The sequence below is a fragment of the Candidatus Wallbacteria bacterium genome (assembly GCA_028687545.1).
In the GTDB taxonomy this organism is placed as follows: domain Bacteria; phylum Muiribacteriota; class JAQTZZ01; order JAQTZZ01; family JAQTZZ01; genus JAQTZZ01.
This window is the reverse complement of sequence record JAQTZZ010000024.1, coordinates 36489-61072: the sequence shown is the minus strand read 5'-3', so window position 1 is coordinate 61072 and position 24584 is coordinate 36489. Positions and strand designations below refer to the sequence as shown.

Genomic DNA, 24584 nt, shown 5'->3' with positions numbered 1-24584 from the left:
TGATTCCGATTCATTACGGCACATTCCCGCTTCTCACCGGTAAAGTGGAAGATTTCAGAAAATACGTGAAAAACGCCGAAGTGATTGCACTTTCACCGGGCGAGTCATTTGAGCTGTGAGATGAAGGAAAGAGTCCTGGTGCTGTCCCTTGGCTTGTGTGCTGCATTGATTCTACTGGAAATTGTTTTGCGGACTGTCGGATTTTTCCATGAGACGATGCGGCCAGGCACATTTGAGACCAAACCTGGAACCAGAGTGATCCTTTGCACGGGTGATTCCCTTACCTATGGATATGGACTTCCCAGAGAGCAAAGCTACCCCGCACAACTTGAAAAAATGCTGAAAGCTGAGGGCAGGGATTTTAAGGTAGTGAATCTTGGACGCATTGCAGGTGCATCCTGGATGCTGGCTGAAAATATTGAAGGATATCTCGATTATTTCAAGCCTGATCTGGTTACTGTAATGATTGGGCGGGCGAACAAGTATCGCTATTCACTTCCCAATGAGCAGAAATCATCGCTTCTGATGAAATTACTTTCTTATTCCAGAGCCTTGAATCTGGTTCATATGCTGACGGCAAATTCCAGGCAGAAATTGCCGGAGATTTCAAGGGCTTTCCGCGTTGTCTGGGATAGGATCACCGGCTCGCACGGTCATCTGAGCGTAAATCCTGCGGATACGCTTTTAACAAACATACCTGGAGCTACTGTCTGCTCGATTGATTATCCCCGTTTCAGCGGTGAAGTATGGGATCTGGCAAGAAGCAAGGACCTGAAATCATTGAACGAGAAAATTTCAAAGAAGTCCAGACCTGAAACTGAAGAGATTACGGCACAGGGTGTAGCCTATTTATTAAATGGAGATTATGGCCAGGCCTGCTCGGTATTTGAAAATGCGATAGCGATTAGGGGAAAATGCTATCAATTCAGCGTTGGGTTGGGTTTGTGCGATCTTCTCCAGTATAAAGCGACTTCAGCTTCAGCCTGTTTTCTGGATGCGCTTGCCATGGAACCTGGCGATACAGGAGCCATGCTTTGCCTGGGAGCCACGATGCTGCTGAAGGGGGAGCGTGATTCAGCTCAGCTCTGGTTTGAAAAGGTGCTGAAGATCGATCCTCTGAACGGCTGGGCTTATAATTTTCTGGGCAGAAGCTCCCTGGATGTCCAGGATCTGGAAAACGCGGAGAGATATTACCTGGAAGGCATCAGAATTGAGCCGGAGCTGACTATGAATTACACATCCCTAGGGGATCTTTACAGCCATACTAAAGATTTTTCTGCAGCCAGGCAGATCCTGGAAAAGGCTCTAAACAAGGGCATTGGGCTCAACTGGGAAAAGAGCAGGGCTCTGCTTGTACTGGCGGTCAGTGAGAGCTGCCTGGATCCTGTGAATTCCATTGAAAAAACAAAAGAATATCTGATGGAGGCAGTCCGCTGCGATCAGAGGAATTATCCTGCTCTCACTTTTTTGATTACAACTTTCGGCGGACAGGAAGTCATGCAATCAATCATAGACTCCCTGGAAAAGTCCGGCCATCAGAATGCAGCTTTTTTTCTCAGACATGGGCTCGGAGATAATGCCCTTCTCTATGAACCGATTAAGAAGCAGCTGCAGATAGACCTGGATTTAATCATCGGGATCTGCCGAAAAAAAGGAGTGCAACTGCTTTTTGTGAATTACCCGAATGACGAAAACCCTGTGATGAGGGAATTGAGCCGCGAGCAGAATGTCCTGTTTATAGACGTGCTGGATGCTTTCAATAAGCTGTGGGTACTGGGAGGAAAACGATGGGACTATTTTCTGCCGAATCTGGACTGTTCTGAACTTGGAAATCGAAAGATCGCTGAAATCCTGAAGAGTAAAGTGTCTGAGCTTTTACCCGACGAGCCAAAAGGGTTTTGAAATGAAAGTAAGGATTCTGGTTCTGTTTCTGGGTCTCTGCACAGCCTTGATTCTGCTGGAAACTATTTTGAGAACCATCGGGTATTTTCATGAAACGATGCGCCCTGTTTCAGCAGAGAGAAGACCCGGAGCTAAAGTGATTCTCTGCGCAGGCGATTCCATTACTTATGGATATGGCCTTCCCAGGGAACAGGCTTATCCCAGCCAGCTGGAAAAAGCATTGAACGCAGCCGGCCGGAACTTCCAGGTGATCAACCTGGGACGAAGCGGTGAGCCATCCTGGACTCTGGCGGAAAACATTGATGAATATCTGGCTGAACTTAAACCGGATCTGTTAACAGTGATGATCGGGGGAGCGGACAGACACTTCTACTCCCTGCCCAATGAACAAAAGTCTTCCATGCTGCTGAGACTGCTTTCATACTCCAGGACAATCAATCTGTTGCACATGCTGTTCGCAGATGCAACAGAAAAGCTGCCTGAATTTGCGGTTGTTTCAAGCATGGCCTGGGACAGGCTCACAGGATTTCATAAATGTCTCCCTGCAAATCCTTCTGAAGTGCTGAAGGCAAGGATATCCAGACCTGCAGTCTGCTCGATAGATTTTCCCCGTTTCAGCGGAGAAGTGTGGGATCTGGCTAGGAACAAGGACACGGATGCGATCTCAGTCCTGATTTCCAGGAAATCCAAACCACTGACAGAAGAGATCATGGCACTGGGTATGACATATTTATTGAAGGCCGACTATCAGCGGGCATTGGCTGTTTTCAACAATGCGGCAGCTGTCAGGGGGAACTGCTACCTTTTCAGTGTCGGGATCGGGCTGTGTGATCTTCTCCAGTATAGAGCAGCCAAAGCTTCAGCCTATTTTCTGGATGCTCTTGAGCAGGAGCCCAATGATACCGGTGCCATGCTGTGTCTGGGCTGTTCAATGCTATTTTTAGGCAGGCGTGAATCAGCCAGGCTCTGGTTCGAAAAAGTGCTGGAGATCGATCCGGCGAACGGATGGGCCTGCAACTTTCTGGGCAGGTGCTGCCTGGACGGCCAGGATCTGGAAAACGCCTTGAAATTTTACCAGGAAGGCATCAGGCTGGAACCGGAATTGACCATGAATTACACATCTCTTGGGGAACTTTACAGCCATCAGAAGGATTTCATAAAAGCGAGACAGGTGCTGGAAGATGTACTGAAACGAGGGATTGTGCTCGACTGGGAAAAAAGCCACGCGCTGCTTGTGCTGGCTGTCAGCGAGAGCTGCCTCGACCCGGGGAATTCTACGGAAAAAGCCAGGGGATATCTGATGGAGGCCGTCCGCTGCGATCAGAGGAATTATGGAGCGCTTAACTTTCTGCTCACTTCATTTGGCGGGCAGCAGGAGGATCTGCAGTCGGCGATCGATTCGCTGGAGAAATCCGGGCATCCGAATGCCGCTTACTTTCTCAGGCAGGGGCTTGAACATGATTTTCTGCTGCACGAACCTGTTCGAAGGCAGCTTCAGCTTGACCTCTCCCGGATCATCGAGACCTGCAGGGAGAAAGGGGTGAAGCTGGTTTTCCTGAATTACCCGAATGACGAAAACCCTGTAATGAAGGAATTGAGCAGGGAGCAGAATATTCCTTTTATAGACATACTGGATGCTTTCAACAAGGTCTGGGCGGTCGGGGGAAAGCGCTGGGACTATTTCCTGCCGGATTTTCACTGCTCTGAGCTCGGCAACCGGAAGATTGCGGAAACGATTGCGGAAAAAATCCCGGAACTGCTGCCTGAAAATTAAAAAAACAGCTACTTAAGATCAAATGGAGTATTGTGAATCGAGCACTTGATGGAATAGGTTTCTCCGGTCTGATCGATCGAATAAATACCGCCTGCCGGGCACTCGAAAAGGGACCTGTTTTTGAATGTCTTGAGTTCATCCAGGCGGGTTTCCTGAGTTTCCGATCTGCCGGTTGAATTCAAAAATTCCCTGAGTTCCCGTTCCAGTTCCAGCATGTGGCTGCTGCAGATGTTTTTCTCCACAGTCTGCGGCGGGTCCTGGCTGCTGTAGCCGGAATTGGCCGCTATGAACGAATATGAACCGAAGAAAAAAGAGAAGATCAGGAATGGCAACACGAGGAAAGCGAGGACAATGCTGGCAGGAGGATCAATGGATTCAGGATCCCTGCCGTAAGGATTTGACAAAGTTGTCCCTGATTTCAACATGAACGGGCAGAGGAAAACCAAGTTTACCAGTGGAATTAAGGCAAGTGTTTTCAAGGAATCCTGACCACAGAGAGTCGCCCAGATTGAGAAAGCAAAGGGAAGAATCATGATCAGCGCCAAGCTCCCTGAGTAATTAAAATCATGGCATCTTTTAACCAGTAAGGAAAAGATCAGCACACCGAATGAACCAAGCACCAGAATAGCGAGAATGTACTGGCTCAATGTCATCAGATAATAGACGGAAACCCACGGCCAGTTCAGCATCGAAAAACAGATCCTGGGAATCAGGATTCCAGCTCCCAGGGAAACTGTGAAAAAAATCAGTTGCCCAAGGAACAGGTAGAAAGCGGATAAACGGATGAAATATCCTCTTGAGACCCGGCCTTTGAATCTGAAAGAGAATGAAACTTCACTCATATACTAATTCTAGCACAAATTTTGCGTTTCCGGTTAATCTCTGCTTGTGGAATTTAAAAATCCATGTAAAATTATACGTATGGAGGGAATAATGATAAACATCCGGATGCTGCTGACAGCTTTCTGCTTGATCGCAGTTTCACTTAGCGGCCAGACCAGAATTCTTTTCGACAATACTCATGCTCAGGTGGCAGGCTCTGCCTCCTGGACCATTACTACCGGATATTCAGATTTTGCCGGGGAACTTTCCAAGGCCGGCTTTGAAGTGAATGCCCTGAATCAGGGTCCGATCAACCTGGACACACTCAATGAATTCGACATACTGGTGATTCCTGAACCAAACCGGCCTTTTTCTGCAGATGAAATCTCAGCCATCAAGACATACACCCATGAAGGTCACGGTCTGTTCCTGATTTGCGACCATAATGGATCAGACCGGGATGGCGACGGCTGGGATTCGATCAGGATTTATACTGTCTTCGTCTCTGACTTCGGTTTCAGCTTTGACAAGCGCACCATGTCTGAGCATCCCCTGACGAACAAGCTGAATCACTGTTCTGTCATGAGCGGTGTCGAGCATGTCGGTTCCTGGGGTGCCACCAGCATTTCTATCCTGAAGCCTGCCTCTGTAACGGGTCTGATCTGCTTTTCAGCTAAATACGGAGGTAACCCGTTGATTGTTGTCTCAAAATACGGTCAGGGCCGGATTGCGGCCATCGGAGACAGCTCCCCGTTTGATGACGGCTCGAAAAATAGCAGTAAATCCCGGACATTGTATGATAATTATAATATGCCCGATTACGATCACCATCAGATGAGCGTCAACCTGGTCAAATGGTGCGCAGGACAGCTGGGGGAAGATCTCCAGCTGACACCGATTCCTTAATTCAGCAGAGCTCTGAATCACTGTGCCGTTTACTGAATGCCGGAAACCGGACATTTTCCAGGTAATAAAATTGCTGATTTTCCCGATAATAAAGCCAAAAATGCGTGGAGGAAAGCATGCAATGCCCGAGATGCAAATCAGTGGACTGGAAAATCAATGAAACCCGGATGGAATGCTGGCATTGTAAATACATGATCAAATTTGATATAGTTACTGTAACTGAACCCAGATACAAGGTGATTCAATAATGAAAAATACTGAACTGATGCTGGCGCTTGACTTGAATGACCTCTCAGAGGTGAAACACCTGCTGACTGAAGTTTCCGGAAGCGTCAGCCATTTCAAGATCGGGCTGAGACTGTATCTTAAGGAAGGAAACAGTGTGATCGGGCTGATCAGGAATCACGGAAAAGTCTTCCTGGACTTGAAATTCCATGACATTCCCAATACAGTTTACAATGCAGTGAGCGAATCGGTAAAATACGGCGTGGATTTTGTGGATGTGCATGCTTCCGGTGGATCCGAAATGATGACTGCTGCCTGCAAGGCTGTAACAGGCACCAAAACCAAAGTGCTTGGCGTGACTGTTCTGACAAGCCTGTCGGATCGCGAGCTCTATGATGAAGTTAAATGCACACTTTCCGTAGATAAAATGGTGTCCAGCCTGGCGCAACTTGCGAAAAATTCCGGTCTGCACGGAGTGGTGGCTTCAGCCAGGGAACTGACTGCTCTGCGAGCCTTACTGGGCGCTGACTTTATCATCGCCACGCCAGGGATCCGCCTTTCCGAGGGCGGGGAGACCAATGATCAGAAACGGGTGGAGACACCTGCACAGGCTGCCAGGAACGGAGCCGACTATATCATAGTAGGAAGACCGATTTTAGAGTCATCCGATAAAAAAGGTATCATTACTAAATTCAAAGATCAGCTGAAGGAGGCAAATCGTGGATTCTGATCTCTTGAAAGTGCTGGAAAACATCGATGCCGTCAAGACAGGTCATTTTCTTCTCAGCTCAGGCAAGCACAGCGATACCTATTTTCAAATGGCACTAGCCCTGCAGCATTATGACATTGCGATGGAAATCGCCGAGCAGATTGCCTCTTTATACACCGGAGAAATGATCGACACAGTGATCGGGCCTGCAGTCGGAGCAGTGATTCTTGCGTATGAAGTGGCGAGAACCTTCGAGGCGCGGGCTATTTATTCTGAACGGGACCAGTCCGGTGCCATGACATTGCGGCGGGGATTTGAGATTCTGCCCGGCGAACGGGTTTTGATCGTTGAGGATGTTTTTACAACAGGAGGATCAGTTGATCTCGTCGCCCAGCTTGTAGAGTCCTTTGATGCTGAAGTAGTCGGGATTTCCACCATCGTGAATCGCAGTGCGGTCAAGACTCCAAAAGTGAGGGGAACCTCCGTCAAATCCCTGCTGAAAGTGAACGCCGCCTTATACGAAACTGCCGACTGCCCGCTCTGCAAGAAAAAGCTGCCGCTCATAAAGCCAGGCACCAACCCTAAAGTGAAATAAGGGGATATGACGTTCAAATTGATCGCACTCGACCTGGATGGTACGCTGCTTGACGACTCTCACCGGATCAGGACGAAAACCCTGGAAAAGATTCAATCGCTAAGCCGGTCCGGAATCAGGTTTGTCCTGGTGACCGGGCGAATGTTCTGTTCAGCCAGAAGTTACTCCCAGCTGCTCGGCACTGGGATTCATGTGATCAGTTATAACGGTGCCCTGATCGTCGACGAGGGGCAGTCCGTTTTTGAGCGGCTGATTGAACGGGAAACCTGTGAGCGGATCCTGCGACTCTGTGATCCGGAACTGCTGCTGATTTTTATTTCGGACAGGATGTATGTGAAAAGTTACAATCAGCTGGTTCGCTCTTATGTCGAGCGCGCAGGAGTAGCTTACAATCATTTCCTAGGTTTAAACTGCCACAGGAACCTGCCCTTGAAATTCATTTACGCCCCTTTGGAAGATTTGGAGATAGAAGAATCCAGGATCAGAAAAAGCCTGGGTGCCAGCGCCTATGTCACTAATTCGCTGGGTAATTTCATCGAGATCATGCACCCGGAAGTATCCAAAGCTGAAGCCCTGTCCTGGTATTCCCGGAGGGCAGGAATCAGCATGGACGAAGTCCTGGCATTCGGGGACGGGATGAACGATCTGGAAATGTTGAGCCAGGCGGGTTGTGGAGTAGCGATGGGAAACGCTCCTGATGCCCTTAAAAAAGCTGCCTGTGAAGTTACGACTTCCAATCAGCAGGAAGGTGTCTATGATTTTCTGGAAAAAACATTCAGGGCAGCTGCCTGCAGATGAAAATTCTTGATAAATATATCATCTGGGAGTTGATAGGTCCCTTTATTTTTGGTATCTGCGGATATGTGGTGATCATGTCAGTCGATCCCCTGATCGATGTGATCCAGTATATTTTCATTCGCCAGGTGGACCCCTGGATCGTGATGAAATGGTACTTCTTCAGGGTGTTTTCCGGGAACATGATCTATTCCTTTTCAATGGCCTCCCTGCTGGCGACTTTCCTTGTCTTCGGACGCCTGGGTAAGGATAACGAAATCTCCGCAGCATTAGCCGGAGGCATCAGCTTTCTCAGGCTGCTGGTCCCGGTGATTGGATTCGGACTGATCGTGACCTGCTCGGCCATGCTGTTCATCAACTACATCGCACCTTACACTAATGTAACTTTTCAGAAACTTGAGGACGAGAATATCCTGATGATGCCTGAAGAACGGGCCAAACACGAAAATATCTTGGAGCGGGTAAGCGGGAATGAATTCCTGTATGCCGAGAATCTCAACACCGATTATCGCAGGATCTATAACTGTGTGCTTTTCAGAATCGAAAACGGGAAAGTGATCAGCAGCATGAACGCGCAGTTTGCGGATTTCAGCGGCACTGAATGGCACTTTTTCAACGGACATAAAGTCACTTTTAAAAACAGGGAAATCGAGCGGGTTGAAAAATTCTATCAGGAAACTGTCAAGCTGAAGCTGGATTTCGCAAAACTTGCTAAACTTGGTGTGGAGAACGAAAAGAAGTTCTCAAATATGACGCTGTCTGAAATACGGAGGCAGATCAGGGATTTGACCAGGCGCGGGGCGGTAAATATTTATGAACACATGGTCGAACTCTACCTGAAACTGGCTCTTCCGTTCGCGGCCCTGATCTTTGCCCTGGCCGGCGCGGCGCTGGGCGCGTATTTCAAGAGATCCGGACTGATGGTCGGGCTGGGATTGTCGATTGTGATCATCTTTTTTTATTATGTAGTGCTGTCAGTCACACGCAGTTACGGGTTGTCCGGCCGGATGAATCCGTTCATGGCAGCCTGGTCCGCCAACCTTATTTTCGCCGCAATCGCAGTCTATTTTGTGAAAAGGGCGGATCTGTAATTTTTAATTGATTTCCTGCTGATTACGGGCATAATTAATCTAATGATATCTGAGTCAGGGGGGAACATTTGAAACGATTAATTCTGGTTCTGAGCATGTGGGTTTCAGTGGCTTCATATTCAGGCGGCATCAAGGACGTGCTGAACAATTACATCGATTCCAGCAAGAGATGCGCTTATCTGGAGCAGAATGACAGTACTGCGGATCAAGACATGTACCGGAATTATTCCGCTGCAGCTGACAGCTGCGCAGATGAGATTTTCAATATTCTCTCCGACTCGGAAGACATGAGGGCAGTCACGATCAATTTCCTGCTGAACCGCCATCCCGGTCCTGACCTTTTGTTTTTCAAGAGATTCCTGCCTGAGCACAGGCAGAATGGCGGCAGTCTCGACACTCTCGGCAGAGCCATTGAGAAGTTGGAAGCTGACCTTAGAGAGGGAAAGAACATCATCCGGACCATAGAGGACACAGGCGCTCTTTCTGCCGCTCAGACCCGAGAGCGGAACGCTAATGTGAGGACCCTGGACAAATTGCCTCTGCCGCCTGCTGTAGAAATCCCAGCTGATCTGAAAAAATTCAAGAAAGTCGACAAGAAGAAACCGACCTTTTATGTGATGGCAGAAGAAATCAACACTCCAGCAGCAGGATACTTCCTGGGAGTGCACTATACAGGCAAGGAAGTCAAGAAAATCAAGACTCCTTCCGGGGAACTCATCTCCGAGACCAGCGGACGCTTCTTCGCAAGTCTTTGCCTGGAAGGCAGCGGTGAGCTCAAGGACGGCCGCAGAGTCACCTGGTCCGGCAGCAGCCGCTTCAGGCTCATATCCGGCAAATCACTCGGAGTCACAGCTATCGGCAAGCACGTGGTAGCCTTCCATACCCTTGCAGTCAACAACCATGAAATGCCTTACAAGAGAGTCTATTTCATTCCAAAGACAGTCGGGATCAAGCTTCCTACAGGCGAAACGCTGGACGGATACTGGTTCTCCCACGACACAGGCGACGCTTTCACCGGCTCGCACAATAGAGTAGACATGCAGGTCGGATTCATGGAGGGGCTCGATCTGATGCGGGATGCAGGAGTAACCGACATGAAACCCATGGATGTCTACGAAGTGGACAGCGCCACCAAGCAGAAAGTTTATGCTAAATATAACACGATCCTGGAAAATGAGGATAAAAATGCCGGCCGGGATTCAGCATCCAAAATTGTGGTATCCGACGAGGACAGGGAAGAAGCCGTTTTCGGGGCTGATTTTTATACCGATGAATACTGGCTGGAATATTTTACAGGTATTTCAGGAAAAAAATAGTTTATTGATCTTTGCAATCAATAATGATCTTTAACTGTCCAACGAATTCCATTCTACTGGCCGCTTTCGCAGTTTTCAATGCTTCTTTGGCCAGGTAAAAGCTCATCAATAGAATGCAGCGGCACGCTACTGAAATTTGTCAAGGTTATTTAACGAATTGTAGAAATTTAGCAAATAAAATCAGGTAAACTGTTGCAGCCGCAAACGCTGCAATTGTTCCCCAGTAAATTCCGATTGCAGGATAAGCGAAGGAAACGGTCAAGGAATACAAAACTAAAGAACCAAGGCCTGCAGGCACGTTTTTCAGGATGGTCTGGACATGTTCCACGCCGTAAGTTTTGTGCACGATCAGGATCAGCGGAAAAAGAGTAGTGGGGAAGGCTGAAAACAGGCCGGCCCATTCAGGTCCTACTGCCTGAGCCATGCCTGTCACCAGCAGAATAATTGAGGCAGCTGCTATAGCGCGGATCAACAGGATTGAAAAAGAGAGCTTCACTCTGCTTGTGATGATTGAATCCTTTACATTCCTGAACAGGCGGATGAAAATGAAAATAGAAAATACTGTCAAAAGTAAGGAAATCAACCTGTTTTCCGGAACCAGTCTCAGGATGCAGATCGCAGGAAAATAGGTGCAGACAGAAGCCAGAGAAGACATCGCGGCTGGAAATCTGAAGTTCGTTTCAGAGATCCGGAAATAGCAGTAAACGAATATCTGCATTGCGATCAGGCCGGTCAGGTTGAAGACAGCGCTTTGTGCCGCAAAATCCGGGCTCTGCTCCAGGCCGAAGAAAAAAAGTGTAATGGCTGATCCGGTAGGATATCCGGAGACGAGTCCGGCCCAGCGCGGGCTGGCTCTCTCGGCAAGCAGAGATAAAACAATCACCGCTGCGATTGAAACAATAAGTTTCAACAAAAAAAAAGAGCTGACAATCATTTCACCGGCTTCCCTGACATACCAACCTATTAACCTACAGACATTTCAACTTCAAAGGTTATTTTATCGATTAGCAGAAGATTACCTACTGATACTTCTGCAGCCCCTCAGGAACATACCAGTGCAGGATGGAATTCAATTCACTGACCGGAGTGACGGATATCCCGTATATCCGCTTATCAACAGCGTAAATCTGGTCTACACTGTAAATGTATGTGCAAGGCTGCTGCTCATTGAGAAGAGCGTGGATGCGGTAATATATTTTGCGCCTCGCCTCGTGGTCGTATGTGCGCCGTCCCTGTTCAAGCAGGCTGTCCATCTCTGAATTGCTGAACCGGTTATAATTGAATCCTGATCCAGTGCCGGTGGGGTCTGGAAACTGGCTTGAATGCCACGAACCATATATACCGTCAGGATCCCATCCTCCGTAACTGCCACCAAAGAGCACTGCATCGAACTTGCCTGAGTTTACATCATTCATCAGCGCGTCCCAGTTCATGCAGACAAGTTCACTGGCAACCCCGATTTTTTTCCAGAAATCACGGATCAGGTTAGGGAGCACAAGCGAAGCCGCATCCTGTCCAAAGTTGGTGATTCTGACAGACAGCTTTTTCCCGTCGCGCTCCAGATATTCGTCACCATCTGAATCCGTGAAGCCGGCGGACTTCAAAAGTTCGACTGCACCTGTCGGGTCAAACGGCTGAGGTAAGACTTCCGGATTGTCGGGCCATGAACCCGGGGTGAAAGGTCCGCTGATCAATTTACCGAACCCGTGAAGGACATCCTTGATTAATTCCTCCCTGTCGATGGCCATGCCAAGGGCCTTCCTCACAGGCAGCTCAGAAAGGAATGGCTTCTGAACGTTATATGGCATATAGACATAAGCTTTAGAAATCTTATAGAGATTGTATTTGGCTCGGAAAGACTCATCCACCTGCTTAGAATACTGATCTTTGGTGAGCGAAATGCAGTCGATGTCTCCACGCTTGAAACTAAGAAAAGTCATGGAACTGTCTGGGATGATCCGGCAGATGTATTTGTTGAAATAGGGACGCCCGTCGTAAAATTTCTGATTTGCGTCAAGCACGATCTGCTCAGCAGGCAGCCATTGGGTGAATTTGAAGGCGCCTGTGCCGACCGGGTTGAGATTATATTTCGAGGTCTTGATATTTTCATTTTGATAAATATGGCGGGGTATCACATAAAAACCGCAGTATTCCAGTGCAGGAGCGAACAGTTCCTTCAGCCTGAACCTGACAGTGTAGTCATCGGGAATTTCCAGCGTTGAGAAAGAAGTGTAATTATCCCGTGAGGGACACCCTGTGGCAGGATCTATCATCTTTTCAAAAGTGAACAGTACATCAGTCGAGGTAAATGACACTCCGTCATGCCAGAGCACGTCTTTTCTCAGTTTGAAGGTAATGGCCAGACCATCGGCAGAGATTTCCCAGGTCTCTGCAAGATCAGGGACCAGATTGTAATTTTCGTCATATTTCAAAAGCCCGTTGAAGAGCAGATCGTAAAATTGAAATGAAACCCCGTCATTAGTGATCAAAGGATTGAGTGCAATAATGTCTGCGACATATGAGTTCACTAGTGTATCTCCATAACAGGGAGAAGGGGCGGAATTTTTTTCAGGCAGGGTTATTTTTTCTGGCAAGGCTTTTTTCCCCGGGGGTTTTCCACAGCCGACAGCGAAGATGAAAATAACCAGCAATAACAATAATAATCTGTTCACTGATACTCCTGCATTCCTTCCTGCACAAACCAGCGCCTGATCGGTGTAAGCTCACCGGCAGGGGAGACCGAGATTCCGCAGAAACGCTTGTTCACTGCAAACAGGCTGTCCGCGATGTAGAGAAAAGTGCAGGGCTGATCCTCATTGATGATTTCGTGGATCCGGTTGTAGATTTTCTTTCGTTCCCCGTGATCATAAGTTCTGCGGCCCTGTTCCAGCAGTCTGTCCAGCTCGGAATTGGAAAACCTGGCATAATTATACCCGTTTTTTTGTTCCGCAGTATCTGGAAATTGACTGGAGTGCCAGAAGCCATATTCGCCGTCCGGATCCCAGCCGCCGAGCTCGCGTCCGAAAATGACAGCATCGTAGTTGCCTGAATTGACTTTGTCCATCAGCACGTTCCAGTCCGTTCCGTTCAGCACGGCTTTGACTCCGATTTTTTTCCAGTAGTCCTGGATCAGGGTCGGCAGAAGCATTGCTTCAGCGTCTTTCCCGAATTTAGTGATCTCAATCTCAAGCTTCTTGCCATCCCTTTCCAGATATCCATCCCTGTCTGTATCCGAGAAACCGGCTGCCTTCAACAGTGCACAGGCTTCAACAGTGTCATAGGGCAGCGGTCTGGCGTTATCGGAAGACGGCCAGGAGCCTGGTGCATACGGACCAGTGATCGGCCGGCCGTAACCTTGAAGCACATCCCTGATCAGGGCGTCCCTGTCAATAGCCAGGGTCAGAGCCCGCCGGACAGGCTTTTCGGACAGGAAGGGCTTTTTCAGATTATATGGCATGTAAAAGTAGAAACTCGAAGTCCTGTAAATATTGTTTTTGGAGCGGAAATCCTGATCAGCCTGTTTGACATATTGATCGAGTGTAAGCGAGTAACAGTCTATTTCACCCCGCTTGACTGCCAGAAAAGCCATGGATTTGTCCGGGATCACCTTGCAGATATAACGGTTGATATACGGGCGGCCCTCGTAGAAATTCAGGTTGGCTTCGAGAATGATCTGCTCGTCCGGAAGCCATTGATTGAATTTGAAAGGCCCGGTGCCGATCGGATTGGTGTTGTACTTGGAAGTTTTGATGTTTTCCTTCGAATAGATGTGCCAGGGTATCACATAGAATCCGCAATATTCCAGAGCCGGTGCAAATGGTTCTTTCAATCTGAATCTCACTGTATAGTCGTCCGGTGTTTCCAGGGTGGAAAAAGATGTGTAATAGTCCCTGTCCGGACAGCCGGTGGCAGGGTCCATGATCTTGTCAAAGGTGAATTTCACATCCATGGATGTGAAAAGAACTCCGTCATGCCAGAGCACTTTTCTCCTGAGGGGGAAAGTGATTGTCAGTCCGTCTGTGGAAATTTCCCAGGTTTCAGCGAGATCCGGGATCAGCTGATAATTTTCGTCATAGCGGACCAGGCCGCTGTAAAGCAAGCCATAGTAATTGGCAGAGACACCTTCGTTGGAAATCAGCGGGTTAAGGGTGATGATGTCCGCAATGTAGGTGTCGACAAGTGTATCTCCGAATGAAATAGCAGGCGAAGACGTTTTTTCAGGCACTTCAGCCGGTTTTTGAATCACGGTCTTTCCGCCGCACCCGCTCAGGACCAGGAAAATAAATAAACAGATATTAATGATAAATGTCTTCATTTATGAAAACTAATTTTAACATTGACACTGAAGATTGTACAGAATCAGGAAGATAAGTTTATCAGTTCGTCTATTTGCAGTATAATAAATAATTCGAGATTTAAATTATATGAAAAGTCACAGGCGCTACCTGATTTTATCCCTGCTTGCCCTGTTCCTGCTGACTCTTTCGTTTCTGACCTTGAAGGTGACTAAAGTCCTGAAGGAGCAGGAGATCCGGCAGGTTTTTTCAGGAGAAGACCTGAAAAGCGAGATCAACGGGCAGATCGCTTTCATGGTGAATCGGAAGATAGTTCCCATCGGACTGGTGTATGATTCGGAAAAACCACCGATAAATCCTGCCGCCCCAGCAGAGCAGTTTTCAGCCGCCCTGGTGAAAATGAGGGACGATTACAGGGCTGCCCAGCTTTATTATCAATCAGGCGATTATGAGAGAGCCTTGTTTTATTTCGAGAAAATATCCGGCGCAACCCAGTTTCTGGGTAATTTCAAGGGAATGGAAAATCAGGTTCTATTTTCGCAGATGTTTGTTTATCGTATTTACAGGAGTATCTATCTCAAAGAGGATAAATCACTTCATCAGAAGATCGTTTCTGAGTTTGCAAAGGACTGCGAACTTGATGGTACACTGCGGGAAGCAATGCTCCTGGGAAATAGAGACCTGTTCAGCACAGACGAAATTTCATATCTCAGGGACGCCTGGGAATTCCATCAGAAATCGTGGGAGAAGCAGATAGAATCAACTCAGCAGACTGAAGCCAGATCCCTGTTCGTTCCCAAAGAAGACCTGAAACGATTCTACCTTGTTTCCGCTCAGGAGCATGGATTCAAAGTGGATGCGGTGCTGACAACGGATCTTGAGTTTTTTTTCAAGTCACTGACTGAGCAGTTCAGCGGCGGGAAATTCCGCCTCCGGATACCTTCCGCAACCGGGGATATGATTGTCTCAAAAGCAGGGATCTCATATGCTCTTCAACTTGATCCAGGATACAAAAACCGCGAGGAACGCTGGATCAGCCGGAAATTCGTCCTGCTTGACCTGATCCTGCTGTCTGCATATTTTCTGGCGATATTCACAGTAATCAGGCACCTGTTTTTGCTGGAAAAACTGGAAAAGATGAAAGATGATTTTCTGCAGATCATTTCCCACGAACTGAAAACCCCGCTTTCAGGGATCAGACTTTACGCAGATACGATCCGGACTCTTGAAAATAACGATAAAATTCGGGGATATGCAGAAATAATCTCTTCCAAAAGCAATCAGATCAGCAATCTTATTTCCAACTTAGTCTATCTGAACAGATTGTCTGACCTGAAGAACATGGCTGAATTGTCTGAAAATCTCCGCTCAAGCCTTACAAATGTCGATGTCAAAGTGTTGATTGAAGGACTGTGCGAGGAATATGCCAACTGTTATTTGAAAAAATACAGTCTTGAGATCAGCGGGTCTGGTATTTTTCCGGGCGACAGAGGAATTTTAGAGATCATTTTCGCCAATCTGATTGACAATTCTTTCAAACATGTGGAATCTGAGCCTGTGATGATCTTCGTGAAAATGGATGCAGACTGTAAGCACCAGATAACATATTCAGACAACGGAAAGTTCGACGGAACAGTGAGCAAACTGTTCAGCAAATTCGGGCACTCCCGGGGAACCAGGAAAGGGCTGGGTCTCGGATTGTACATTGTGAGACAATTAGTTGAACTGCTTGGGGGGAGCGTGACTGCCGAAACAGCAGGGGCTCTGAAAATCATGATCAAACTGGGGAAATGAAATGGATACAATTCTGATTTTTGAAGATGACCGCGTGATCCTGGAAGGCCTGAAAATCAACCTGGAGAGCGAAGGATTCAAGGTACTGACCGCAGGCACAGGCAAAACCGGGCTGCAGCTTTTTGAACAGCACCCTGAAATTCAGCTGGTTCTATTGGACATCATGCTGCCTGACATTTCAGGTTTTGAGATCTGCAAGAATCTCAAGACAAAATGTCAGGGCCTGATCGTGCTCTTCCTCACAGCAAGGACCGACATTTACGACAAGATCAGCGGATTCACTCTGGGCGCGGACGATTACATCACCAAGCCGTTCGATGTCAGGGAACTGATCCTTCGGATCAGGGCTCGTCTGAAGAAAGTTGAAGCTGCCGGCAGCCCTGAGGAAATACTCCTTTTCGGGAATGTGAAGATCAATTTGCTTGAATACAAGGTATACAAGGCAGGAGAAGATCTGAAGCTTACCAAAGTGGAATTTGAACTGCTTCTTTATTTATACCGCAACCAGGGGCGTGTGTTGACCAGGGAAATGCTGCTGGAGCGGCTCTGGGATTTCAATGCAGATGTGGAGAGCAGAGCTGTAGACATGCAGATTTCCAAACTGAGGAAGAAAATAGAGGATGACCCGAGAAAGCCCAGGGTCATCGAAACCGTGTTCGGAATCGGCTACAAGTTCAACGGTTGAACATCTGAAATCTGTAAAAAAATCATTACAAAATTGTTACAGGATCATGATTGAATGTTTACAGCTTCTTCCAATAATAAAGATAAGAGACGCCAATGCCTCAAATCTATGGAAGGAGGACATGGACATGGTGATCACAGGTAAAATCCTGATCCTGGTTTTGATCCTTTCCGTCATCTGTCTCCCCTCATTTTCCGAAGATCCACAAGGATTTATCGGGCCGAATGATCCACTGTTTTTCCGTTCTTCAGTTTCAGGGGACCTGGCGGGAGTGAAGAGCGAACTGGAGAAAGGCTGCGATGTGAACACAGAGATCAATGCCGGCAGGACTGCGCTGATGTATGCTTCCTGGTATGGGCATCAGGAAATCGTCAAGCTGCTGGTCGAACAGGGAGCAGACGTCAACCACAAATCCGGCTGCCTTTTCACTCCGCTGATGTGCGCGAGCTACATGGGCCACCTGGAGACAGCAAAGTATCTGGTGGAAAACGGTGCTGATGTGGTCGCGATCGATGATGAATTTAAAAGTGCGTTGTATTGCGCCCGCGAACAGAAACATCAGGCTGTTGCCGACTACCTGAATCAGCTGATAAATTGCGGTACTTCCTGGATGAAAAATCAGGAAATCGCCCTCCACGACATGTCAGGGAATGCCTCAGCTTATATCGACAACAGTGGAGTGCAATCCAAAAACAAGTCGAAACCAATTTTTCTCTGGGACGGCAGGCTGGTCGGATTTCTGATGGATGCAGGACTGCTGCATATTTACGGAGCTAACGGCAGGCATCTGGGCTTTCTGATAGATGGGAAAATATTCAATCATCAGGGAGAGATCGAAGGCTTTATTAAAGGATTTTTGTTTCGCAGGACAAACGTCGAAACTATCAAGAACACCAGGAAATACTGTGAGATCAGTAAAGCGTTCGAAAAAGCTCCGCAATTATGCAGATTGACTGAAAACTGGGCAGTGGACTCGCTGGAGACTTTTCTCCTCCTGGGCGAGAATCAAATTGGGAGGCAGGGATGATTTTCAAGTTTATTTTGATCACAATTGTCTGCTTTTTTACCTGCGGAATTCTCAGCGCGTCCGAGCAGGACCTCAAGGATGCCATGTTTAACCAGCTTGTGGCAGAAAATTATGCCAAGGCTGAAGTCCAGTTTCTGGCTTTCTTTGCTTCCTGGAAAGATGAAGGAAAAGATTCCCAGAAGATTTTAAACAAGGGAATGGGATCCTATCTGACCCTGCTGAAAAGTCAGAATCGCAGCGGAGATTTTGCGCTTAATCTCGCCAAAGTAGGGATAGAAGAAAAATATTATTCATCGATTCTGCCGGGATGTCCAGAGACGCCACAGACCGGGCAGTCAGGTGAAGCTGCAATCGTAAAAAAAACGGACGGCAGCAGTGAAATCCTCTCACAAGGCACACAGGGTATAGAAAATAAGGCGGAAAAAATCAGGAAAGAGAGAAATTACTTCTTCAGGAATGTTAAGACTCCTGTCGAGGTGAACAGGCAACTCGCTGAACAGCTCAGCATCGACGAATTTACGCTGCTGGATGCGACGCCTCAGAGCGACGGATGCCGGGTCAGGCTGCTTGTCACTGATGGCATGGACGCCAAGCTGAAAGAGTTTCTGCAGAAAATCAACAATCTGGGAATTACAGCGGATTTCAGAGTTTTCAGGATTGACGGAGATAAGAAGAAAATGATCACAGCCCAGACAGTTCATCTTCTGGAAGGCAAGGATGGTTATCTGGAAATCAAGGAGGATTGGCTCAAAGAACCAAGTGATGCTTTTGCACTCGAATGCGGTTTGAATGTATCCGGCGACGGGGAAGGTTTTTTCCGTGTCATCACAAAATTGAATGTCTGTTATTATTTCGAAGGAATTTCCATGAAGTCTGAAAAGGTGACTGAGCAAAGGACTGGTCACGACATAGAGCTTTTCCTGCTGGACAATGGCCGTGGGACAAGATTTCTGCTGGAAATCGACTTTACCGGACAATCTAAATCAGGAGGATGAAGATGAGTAAAATGCTGATCGTTGTTTTGATAATTTTCTCAGTGGCGGCTGGAATGCTGCCTGCACAGGAGCCGGATTCTCTCAAGCAGGCTTTTTACAACCAGCATTTTCTCAAGGATTACCAGGCAGCTTTCTCCAACTACGAGCAATTTTTCAAGGAGGTTTCAGGTTCCATCGAGAAAACCGACCAGGCGCACCTTTGCAAAGCACTGGAGAATTTCCGCGATCTGCTCGCAGAAACCGGGAAAACCGACGAATTTGCAGCCAGTCTGAAAAAATTTGGCATCCCAGAGACATTTTATGACAAGTATCTGGTCAAAGGCACTGGAGAGGTTTTCAGTCCTGGGAAGTCAGATTCAAAGGAAACATTCATTACCATGGACATGCAAAACGTTTCTGCAGCCACTGTTTTGAATGTAATTGCCAGGACCGCGCATCTCAATCTTATCTTCTGCCCCGACAACATCAAGAAAATGAAGATCGACATGCGGGTCAAGAATCTGCCTGCCAGAGAAGCCCTGGAAATGGTGGCAAATATGACCAGTTCTGTTCTCGTGAAAACTGAGAAGGGATACATGCTTGAAGAACGCAGACATGATGAAATCAAGAAAGAATGTTCTTTTTTGATCAGAAATGACCAGAAAGGAGCTTTTCAGGAACTGATGAATAAACTGTCCTCCGAATGTACCGGACTAGACATCTCAGAATCTGCACAGAAGGGATACTCGAAAGCGGTGCTGCTCGCAACACCTGCTGCAGAAAGTAAATTCCGGGATCTTCTTTACTCCGGTCAGGCTGAGAAGAGTTCAATCACTGCTAATTTCAAGATTTATCTTCTGGCTGGAGACACCAGAAAGCTGCTTTCCAGCCCGAAAATAATCATGAGCGAGGGCAGGGATGCGGAGATCAAGCTGGACGGATTGATCGCTCAGTCCGGCGGGAAGAAGATAAATCAGAATTTGAATCTGGGCATCAATGTGATCAGAGAGGAAGGAAACTTTCTGGTCAAGCTGTTTATCACTTCAAGTTATTCCGAACAAAAAACCATCAGCAAAAAACTCAAAAAAACAGAAGATTTCAGAACAGAGAAAAATTTTGAGAGCGTAATCATGGATCTGGAAGACGGCAGAAAGTTACTGATGGAAATGGAGCTGGTCAGCAGCAATTGATCTTACTCGAATACTTTTTCGCCTTTCTGTTTGGAAATCTCGGCCAGCAGATTGAAAATTTTCTGAGCGCCGCGGGCATATAACCTGCGCCCCTGGCGCTCGGAAAAAGCGCAATCTCCATAGATCTCCATCGAATATTTAAGGTGATCGATGTTCAGAGGCTCAATCCTGAAAGTCACTATTCCCAGGTCGCTGAATCTTCCATAATCGAAAAGGGGCTCATCTGTGAAGCACAGCCGGTTCAGCAGATCAAGAAGCTCTCTGAAAACTTTATCCCCATGCATCCACCAGCAGGGGTTTTCACGACCAGAATAGGCCTGCATGGTAATTTTGAAAGCTTTGCCGGCTGGAAGCTTAATTGATTCAGGCTGCACACTTACCGCGGGAAATTTTGCTCCCCGCTCAGCCAGCAGCCTGCAGATTTTCAGGAAACCGTTTTTTTCGGCAATTGTAAAAGCTGTTTCCAGGTCATTCGTGAAATTGACGTCTGCTCCGTTTGCTATCAGCTGTCTTACTCTCAGGATGTCATTTGCTGTGACTGCATCCAGGAGTTGTATTTCACGGGGACCACACCAGCCGGCCAAAGCCATCCCAGCCAGAAAGAATAGAGTGCCGATTTTTTTCATGACTACTCCGGTTTTTTGTTTTAAGTATACCAAAAATAAGGATATACTGAAGAAGATACCAAAAGCATTCTGGCAAAGTAAGACAGTCGTGTTCGATTGCCAGGTCAACCAGCCATATTTGCTGAAAAAATAAGCTGAGTTGCCTGAAAATTAACATTTAACAGAGTCCGGCAGTTTCTGTGATGCCTGATTGCCGGGATTTGACGAGACTCCAGATCTGGAATGATAATTGCTTAAATTAAGGTAATCATTATTAAGGATGGAATATGAATGAAAAATTGAACGAATTCAGAAACCAGATAGCCGCTTTGCAGAAAAAAAGCCGTGAAGTGCAAAGTAAAAAAGGGAAACTCAGCGCAAACGAACGTCTGGCACGCCTTTTTGACGGGGGAGAATTTCGTGAAATCAACGCAATAGCCGCCCATAACTGTCATGATTTTGGAATGGCAGACAAAAAAATACCCGGAGATGGAGTTATTACCGCCTACGGTTATGTCAACGGCAGACTTGTTTATGTCTGTGCCCAGGATTTTGCGGTGATGGGCGGGTCGCTTGGCCGGATGCATGCCACCAAGATCATCAGGATGCTTGATGCAGCCAGGAAAAACGGGGCACCCGCAGTCTGCCTCAACGATTCAGGCGGAGCCAGGATCCAGGAAGGGGTTCATTCCCTTGCCGGATATGCAGAGATTTTTTATGCGAACACCATGGCGTCCGGTGTAGTTCCTCAGATCTCCGTGATCATGGGTCCCTGCGCAGGAGGTGCGGTTTATTCTCCGGCATTGACGGATTTCGTGGTCATCACCAGAGAAAATTCCTTCATGTTTCTAACCGGGCCTGAAGTCGTAAAAGCAGTCACGGGTGAGGAAATCAGCTTCGAAAATCTCGGTGGCAGCGTGGTCCACTCCGAAAAAAGCGGAGTGGCACATCTGGTGGCTGACGATGATGAAGATGCAATGGAGATAGTGAGGAAGCTGCTTTCCTATCTTCCTCAAAACAATCTGGAAGATCCTCCTTACATAGAGTATGAAGATGACAAGCGTGAATTTAAAAATCCGGTACCGGATTCCCCTGAAATCCCATATGACATGCACGAACTTATTGCACAGGTCTTCGATTCAGACAGCTTCTTCGAAGTCCAGCCTGATTTTGCCAGGAACCTGCTGGTTGGTTTCGCGAGGCTGCATGGCTTCTGTGTAGGGGTCGTTGCCAACAATCCCAAATCACTGGCCGGCGTGCTTGACATCAATTCCTCCATCAAGGGTGCCCGGTTTATCCGCTTCTGCGACTCCTTCAACATTCCGATCATCTCACTGATTGATGTTCCCGGCTTTCTGCCCGGCAGTTCCCAGGAACACAATGGAGTGATCAGGAACGGGGCGAAACTTCTATATGCTTACTGTGAAGCCACTGTTCCCAAGATCGGTGTGATAGTGCGCAAGGATTACGGCGGTGCGTACTGCGTAATGTCAAGCAAACATGTGGGCGCAGACATGAACTTCGCCTGGCCCAATGCCGAGATTGCTGTGATGGGTGCGGAAGGGGCCTGCAACATCATCTTCAAGAAGGAAATTTCAGAAGCCAAGGATCAGGCAGCCAGAAGACGTGAACTGATCGAATTCTACAAGGAAAAGTTCAGCAATCCCTATATTGCCGCAGAATGGGCTTACATAGACGAAGTGATCCTGCCTGAGGAAACTCGTGAGCGGCTCTTTGACGCTCTGCAGGCTTCCATGGGCAAGCGGATTTCAAACCCAGACAAAAAACATGGGAACATGCCGTTATGAAAAAGATACTAATCGCGAATCGAGGAGAAATTGCTCTGAGGATCATCAGGGCTGTCAAAGAATTGGGATACAGGGCCGCTGTTGTTTATTCGGAGTCAGACCGGGAATCACTGCCCGTAAAATTCGCTGACGAGGCCTTTGCCATCGGCAAGGATGAGCTTGCCGATTCCTATCTGAACATCGATAAAATTGTGGAAACTGCCAGAAAATCCGGTTGTCAGGCTGTTCATCCCGGTTACGGCTTTTTATCTGAAAACGCTGAATTCGCCAAGGCTGTGATTAAAGCTGGTATGACTTTCATTGGGCCGACTCCTGAAGTGTTAGTAGGTTTGGGAGACAAAATCGAAGCCCGGAAAGCTGCGGAAAAAGCTGGTGTGCCTGTAATTCTTGGCTACAACGGCGAAATCAGCAACGGCCGCACTGCCAAGACAGTGGCTGCGAAAATCGGCTATCCTCTGATTTTAAAGGCAGCCCATGGCGGCGGAGGACGCGGAATGCGCATCGTCACCAGTCAGGAAAACCTGGTGACCTCTGTCAAGATGGCAATCGCTGAATCCAAAACTGCTTTCGGCAGCTCTCTCGTATTCATGGAACGCTTCATTTCAAATTCAAAACATGTCGAAATACAGGTACTGAGTGATAAATACGGCAATGTGATCCCTTTATTCGAACGTGATTGCTCTGTGCAGAGGAAGCATCAGAAGATGATCGAGGAAGCTCCCTGCTGTATGATGAATCAGAAACTCAGAAACAAGCTTTATGAATATGCGATACGCCTGGTTAAAGCGACAGGCTATTGCGGTGCAGGCACAGTGGAATTTCTTTTTGACGGCAAAAATGATTTTTTCTTCCTGGAAGTCAATCCCAGAATCCAGGTTGAGCACCCTGTGACCGAACTGATTTCAGGTATCGATATCGTGAAAGAGCAGATCAGGGTCTGCTTCGGTGAAGAACTGTCTGTCCGGCAGAAGGACCTGATGATCAATGGAGCGGCACTGGAATGCAGGATACAGGCTGAAGAATACGTTCCAGAGAGCGGACTTTTCAAGCCTTCGTTCGGTAGGATTGTCAATTACATCGCTCCGTCCGGATTTGGAGTCAGAGTGGAATCATCCTGTTTTACCGGTGCGGAAGTCACTCCAAAATTCGACTCCATGATCGCCAAGATCATCACGCACGGCAGAGACCGTGCAGAAGCCTTGAAAAAAATGGAAATTGCACTCTCAGAGACAAGAGTCGAAGGGATTTCCACCAACATTTCTTTTTTAAAATCTGTCTTGCGCGATACAGAATTCAAATCCGGATGCTATTTCACTAATTTCCTGAACGAATTTCTTAATAAACGGGACCAGTCTCACCGGGGAGAGCACATGGAATGCGCCGCGCTGGTCGCAAGCCTGCTGCGGGACAGGGAGGAACGCAAGCACAAACCTGTGATCCAGACCATCAAGAAGATTATCAACCGCTGGAATCTGGCTGCCAGAACTGAAAACTTCCGTTCCAGAAAGGGGTTCTGAGTGAAATATACACTGAACATAGATCAAGTGGAATTTACTGTCGAATTCGAAGAAACAAGTAAAATGTCGGATTTGCACAAGGTACTGATCAATGGAACTGAACACGAAGTGAGCATCAGCTCTGACCTTTCTTCAGTGCTGATCGGTGGAAAATCGCATCAAATCAAATCATTTCTGGTGATCGACGGACGGCCTACTCGGATTGAGGTGGACGATCATCTGTTTGGAGTGGATTTCAAGGATGAACATGCCAAGAAGAGCGGAAGATCAGGAAAAAGCACCGGAATCATCACTGCTCCTCTGCAGGGCGTGGTGTCTTCGCTCAGCGCGAAACTCGGGCACAGGGTAGCCGAAAAAGATGTGCTTCTGACTATAGAAGCCATGAAAATGCAGAATGAGATCCATGCAGACGTCAACGGAACCGTGAAAAACATCATGGTTAAAGCTGGAGATACAGTGCGGGAGCATGATCTGTTGATTGAGATTGAGCCTGATTCTGCAGAAACCTGAAAAACCAGCAGTTATGATCGGATAAAAAAAGAGCTCCAGGTGGA

Annotated in this window: 23 protein-coding genes; 18 read left to right on the top strand and 5 right to left on the bottom strand. The window is 47.5% G+C overall.

Annotated features, from left to right (window positions below; genetic code table 11):
* The 3 genes from PHW04_11185 to PHW04_11175 form a co-directional block, all read left to right on the top strand.
* The coding region (locus tag PHW04_11185) for a metal-dependent hydrolase (GenBank protein MDD2716441.1) at nucleotides 1-119 on the top strand (119 nt) is incomplete at its 5' end.
* A gap of 1 nt (nucleotide 120) precedes the next feature.
* Nucleotides 121-1902, top strand: a complete 1782-nt coding sequence (locus tag PHW04_11180) for a GDSL-type esterase/lipase family protein (protein MDD2716440.1) — start codon at nucleotides 121-123, stop codon at nucleotides 1900-1902.
* Between the two features lies 1 nt (nucleotide 1903).
* Nucleotides 1904-3676, top strand: a complete 1773-nt coding sequence (locus PHW04_11175) for a GDSL-type esterase/lipase family protein (protein MDD2716439.1) — start codon at nucleotides 1904-1906, stop codon at nucleotides 3674-3676.
* An 8-nt stretch (nucleotides 3677-3684) separates the two neighbouring features.
* On the opposite strand, the gene PHW04_11170 is transcribed toward PHW04_11175, so the two are convergent.
* Nucleotides 3685-4518, bottom strand: coding sequence for a DUF805 domain-containing protein (locus tag PHW04_11170; GenBank protein ID MDD2716438.1), 834 nt, complete (start codon nucleotides 4516-4518; stop codon nucleotides 3685-3687).
* A gap of 91 nt (nucleotides 4519-4609) precedes the next feature.
* Between PHW04_11170 and PHW04_11165 the strand changes: the two genes are divergently transcribed.
* The 7 genes from PHW04_11165 to PHW04_11135 all read left to right on the top strand — a co-directional run bounded on the left by PHW04_11165 (nucleotide 4610) and on the right by PHW04_11135 (nucleotide 10135).
* A complete protein-coding gene (locus tag PHW04_11165; GenBank protein ID MDD2716437.1) occupies nucleotides 4610-5404 on the top strand; it encodes a hypothetical protein in 795 nt (264 codons plus the stop codon).
* Nucleotides 5405-5520: 116 nt separating this feature from the next.
* Nucleotides 5521-5652, top strand: coding sequence for a hypothetical protein (locus tag PHW04_11160; protein MDD2716436.1), 132 nt, complete (start codon nucleotides 5521-5523; stop codon nucleotides 5650-5652).
* On the top strand, nucleotides 5652-6359 hold the full coding sequence (pyrF, locus tag PHW04_11155; protein MDD2716435.1) for an orotidine-5'-phosphate decarboxylase: 708 nt from the start codon (nucleotides 5652-5654) through the stop codon (nucleotides 6357-6359). Before PHW04_11160 ends, pyrF begins: the two co-directional genes overlap by 1 nt.
* The gene (gene pyrE / locus PHW04_11150; GenBank protein ID MDD2716434.1) at nucleotides 6349-6933 is read left to right on the top strand and encodes an orotate phosphoribosyltransferase; all 585 of its coding nucleotides are present in this window, start codon (nucleotides 6349-6351) and stop codon (nucleotides 6931-6933) included. Before pyrF ends, pyrE begins: the two co-directional genes overlap by 11 nt.
* Nucleotides 6934-6939: 6 nt before the next feature.
* Nucleotides 6940-7731 carry a Cof-type HAD-IIB family hydrolase gene (locus PHW04_11145; protein ID MDD2716433.1) on the top strand — a complete coding sequence of 264 codons (792 nt, stop codon included), beginning with the start codon at nucleotides 6940-6942 and terminating at the stop codon, nucleotides 7729-7731.
* The gene (locus tag PHW04_11140) at nucleotides 7728-8819 is read left to right on the top strand and encodes an LptF/LptG family permease (protein MDD2716432.1); all 1092 of its coding nucleotides are present in this window, start codon (nucleotides 7728-7730) and stop codon (nucleotides 8817-8819) included. The genes PHW04_11145 and PHW04_11140 overlap by 4 nt, the downstream gene beginning before the upstream one ends.
* A 68-nt stretch (nucleotides 8820-8887) precedes the next feature.
* Nucleotides 8888-10135, top strand: a complete 1248-nt coding sequence (locus tag PHW04_11135; GenBank protein ID MDD2716431.1) for a hypothetical protein — start codon at nucleotides 8888-8890, stop codon at nucleotides 10133-10135.
* Between the two features lie 145 nt (nucleotides 10136-10280).
* Here the strand turns inward: PHW04_11135 and PHW04_11130 are convergent, their stop codons facing one another.
* The 3 genes from PHW04_11130 to PHW04_11120 all read right to left on the bottom strand — a co-directional run bounded on the left by PHW04_11130 (nucleotide 10281) and on the right by PHW04_11120 (nucleotide 14450).
* Nucleotides 10281-11045 carry a hypothetical protein gene (locus PHW04_11130; GenBank protein ID MDD2716430.1) on the bottom strand — a complete coding sequence of 255 codons (765 nt, stop codon included), beginning with the start codon at nucleotides 11043-11045 and terminating at the stop codon, nucleotides 10281-10283.
* A 109-nt stretch (nucleotides 11046-11154) separates the two neighbouring features.
* Entirely contained in the window at nucleotides 11155-12807 is a 1653-nt protein-coding gene (locus PHW04_11125; GenBank protein ID MDD2716429.1) for a peptide-binding protein, read from the bottom strand.
* Nucleotides 12804-14450, bottom strand: coding sequence for a peptide-binding protein (locus PHW04_11120; protein MDD2716428.1), 1647 nt, complete (start codon nucleotides 14448-14450; stop codon nucleotides 12804-12806). The genes PHW04_11125 and PHW04_11120 overlap by 4 nt, the downstream gene beginning before the upstream one ends.
* 109 nt (nucleotides 14451-14559) lie before the next feature.
* On the opposite strand from PHW04_11120, the gene PHW04_11115 reads away from it, so the two are divergent.
* The 5 genes from PHW04_11115 to PHW04_11095 all read left to right on the top strand — a co-directional run bounded on the left by PHW04_11115 (nucleotide 14560) and on the right by PHW04_11095 (nucleotide 20100).
* Nucleotides 14560-16224, top strand: coding sequence for a HAMP domain-containing sensor histidine kinase (locus PHW04_11115; GenBank protein ID MDD2716427.1), 1665 nt, complete (start codon nucleotides 14560-14562; stop codon nucleotides 16222-16224).
* A 1-nt stretch (nucleotide 16225) separates the two neighbouring features.
* Nucleotides 16226-16909 (top strand): response regulator transcription factor, encoded by a 684-nt coding sequence (locus tag PHW04_11110; GenBank protein ID MDD2716426.1) that lies wholly within the window; start codon nucleotides 16226-16228, stop codon nucleotides 16907-16909.
* 121 nt (nucleotides 16910-17030) lie between these two features.
* Nucleotides 17031-17936: an ankyrin repeat domain-containing protein gene (locus PHW04_11105; protein MDD2716425.1), complete on the top strand. Its 906-nt coding sequence runs from the start codon at nucleotides 17031-17033 to the stop codon at nucleotides 17934-17936.
* The gene (locus tag PHW04_11100) at nucleotides 17933-18931 is read left to right on the top strand and encodes a hypothetical protein (protein MDD2716424.1); all 999 of its coding nucleotides are present in this window, start codon (nucleotides 17933-17935) and stop codon (nucleotides 18929-18931) included. The genes PHW04_11105 and PHW04_11100 overlap by 4 nt, the downstream gene beginning before the upstream one ends.
* A 2-nt stretch (nucleotides 18932-18933) precedes the next feature.
* Nucleotides 18934-20100, top strand: a complete 1167-nt coding sequence (locus tag PHW04_11095; protein MDD2716423.1) for a hypothetical protein — start codon at nucleotides 18934-18936, stop codon at nucleotides 20098-20100.
* A 2-nt stretch (nucleotides 20101-20102) separates the two neighbouring features.
* Here the strand turns inward: PHW04_11095 and PHW04_11090 are convergent, their stop codons facing one another.
* Nucleotides 20103-20726: a hypothetical protein gene (locus PHW04_11090; GenBank protein MDD2716422.1), complete on the bottom strand. Its 624-nt coding sequence runs from the start codon at nucleotides 20724-20726 to the stop codon at nucleotides 20103-20105.
* 266 nt (nucleotides 20727-20992) lie between these two features.
* Between PHW04_11090 and PHW04_11085 the strand changes: the two genes are divergently transcribed.
* From PHW04_11085 to PHW04_11075, 3 genes are read left to right on the top strand one after another with little or no spacing between them, the layout of a single operon-like run.
* Nucleotides 20993-22513, top strand: coding sequence for an acyl-CoA carboxylase subunit beta (locus PHW04_11085; GenBank protein ID MDD2716421.1), 1521 nt, complete (start codon nucleotides 20993-20995; stop codon nucleotides 22511-22513).
* On the top strand, nucleotides 22510-24030 hold the full coding sequence (locus PHW04_11080; GenBank protein ID MDD2716420.1) for an acetyl-CoA carboxylase biotin carboxylase subunit: 1521 nt from the start codon (nucleotides 22510-22512) through the stop codon (nucleotides 24028-24030). Before PHW04_11085 ends, PHW04_11080 begins: the two co-directional genes overlap by 4 nt.
* Nucleotides 24031-24540, top strand: a complete 510-nt coding sequence (locus PHW04_11075; protein MDD2716419.1) for a hypothetical protein — start codon at nucleotides 24031-24033, stop codon at nucleotides 24538-24540. It begins immediately after the preceding gene.
* Nucleotides 24541-24584 lie beyond the last annotated feature (44 nt).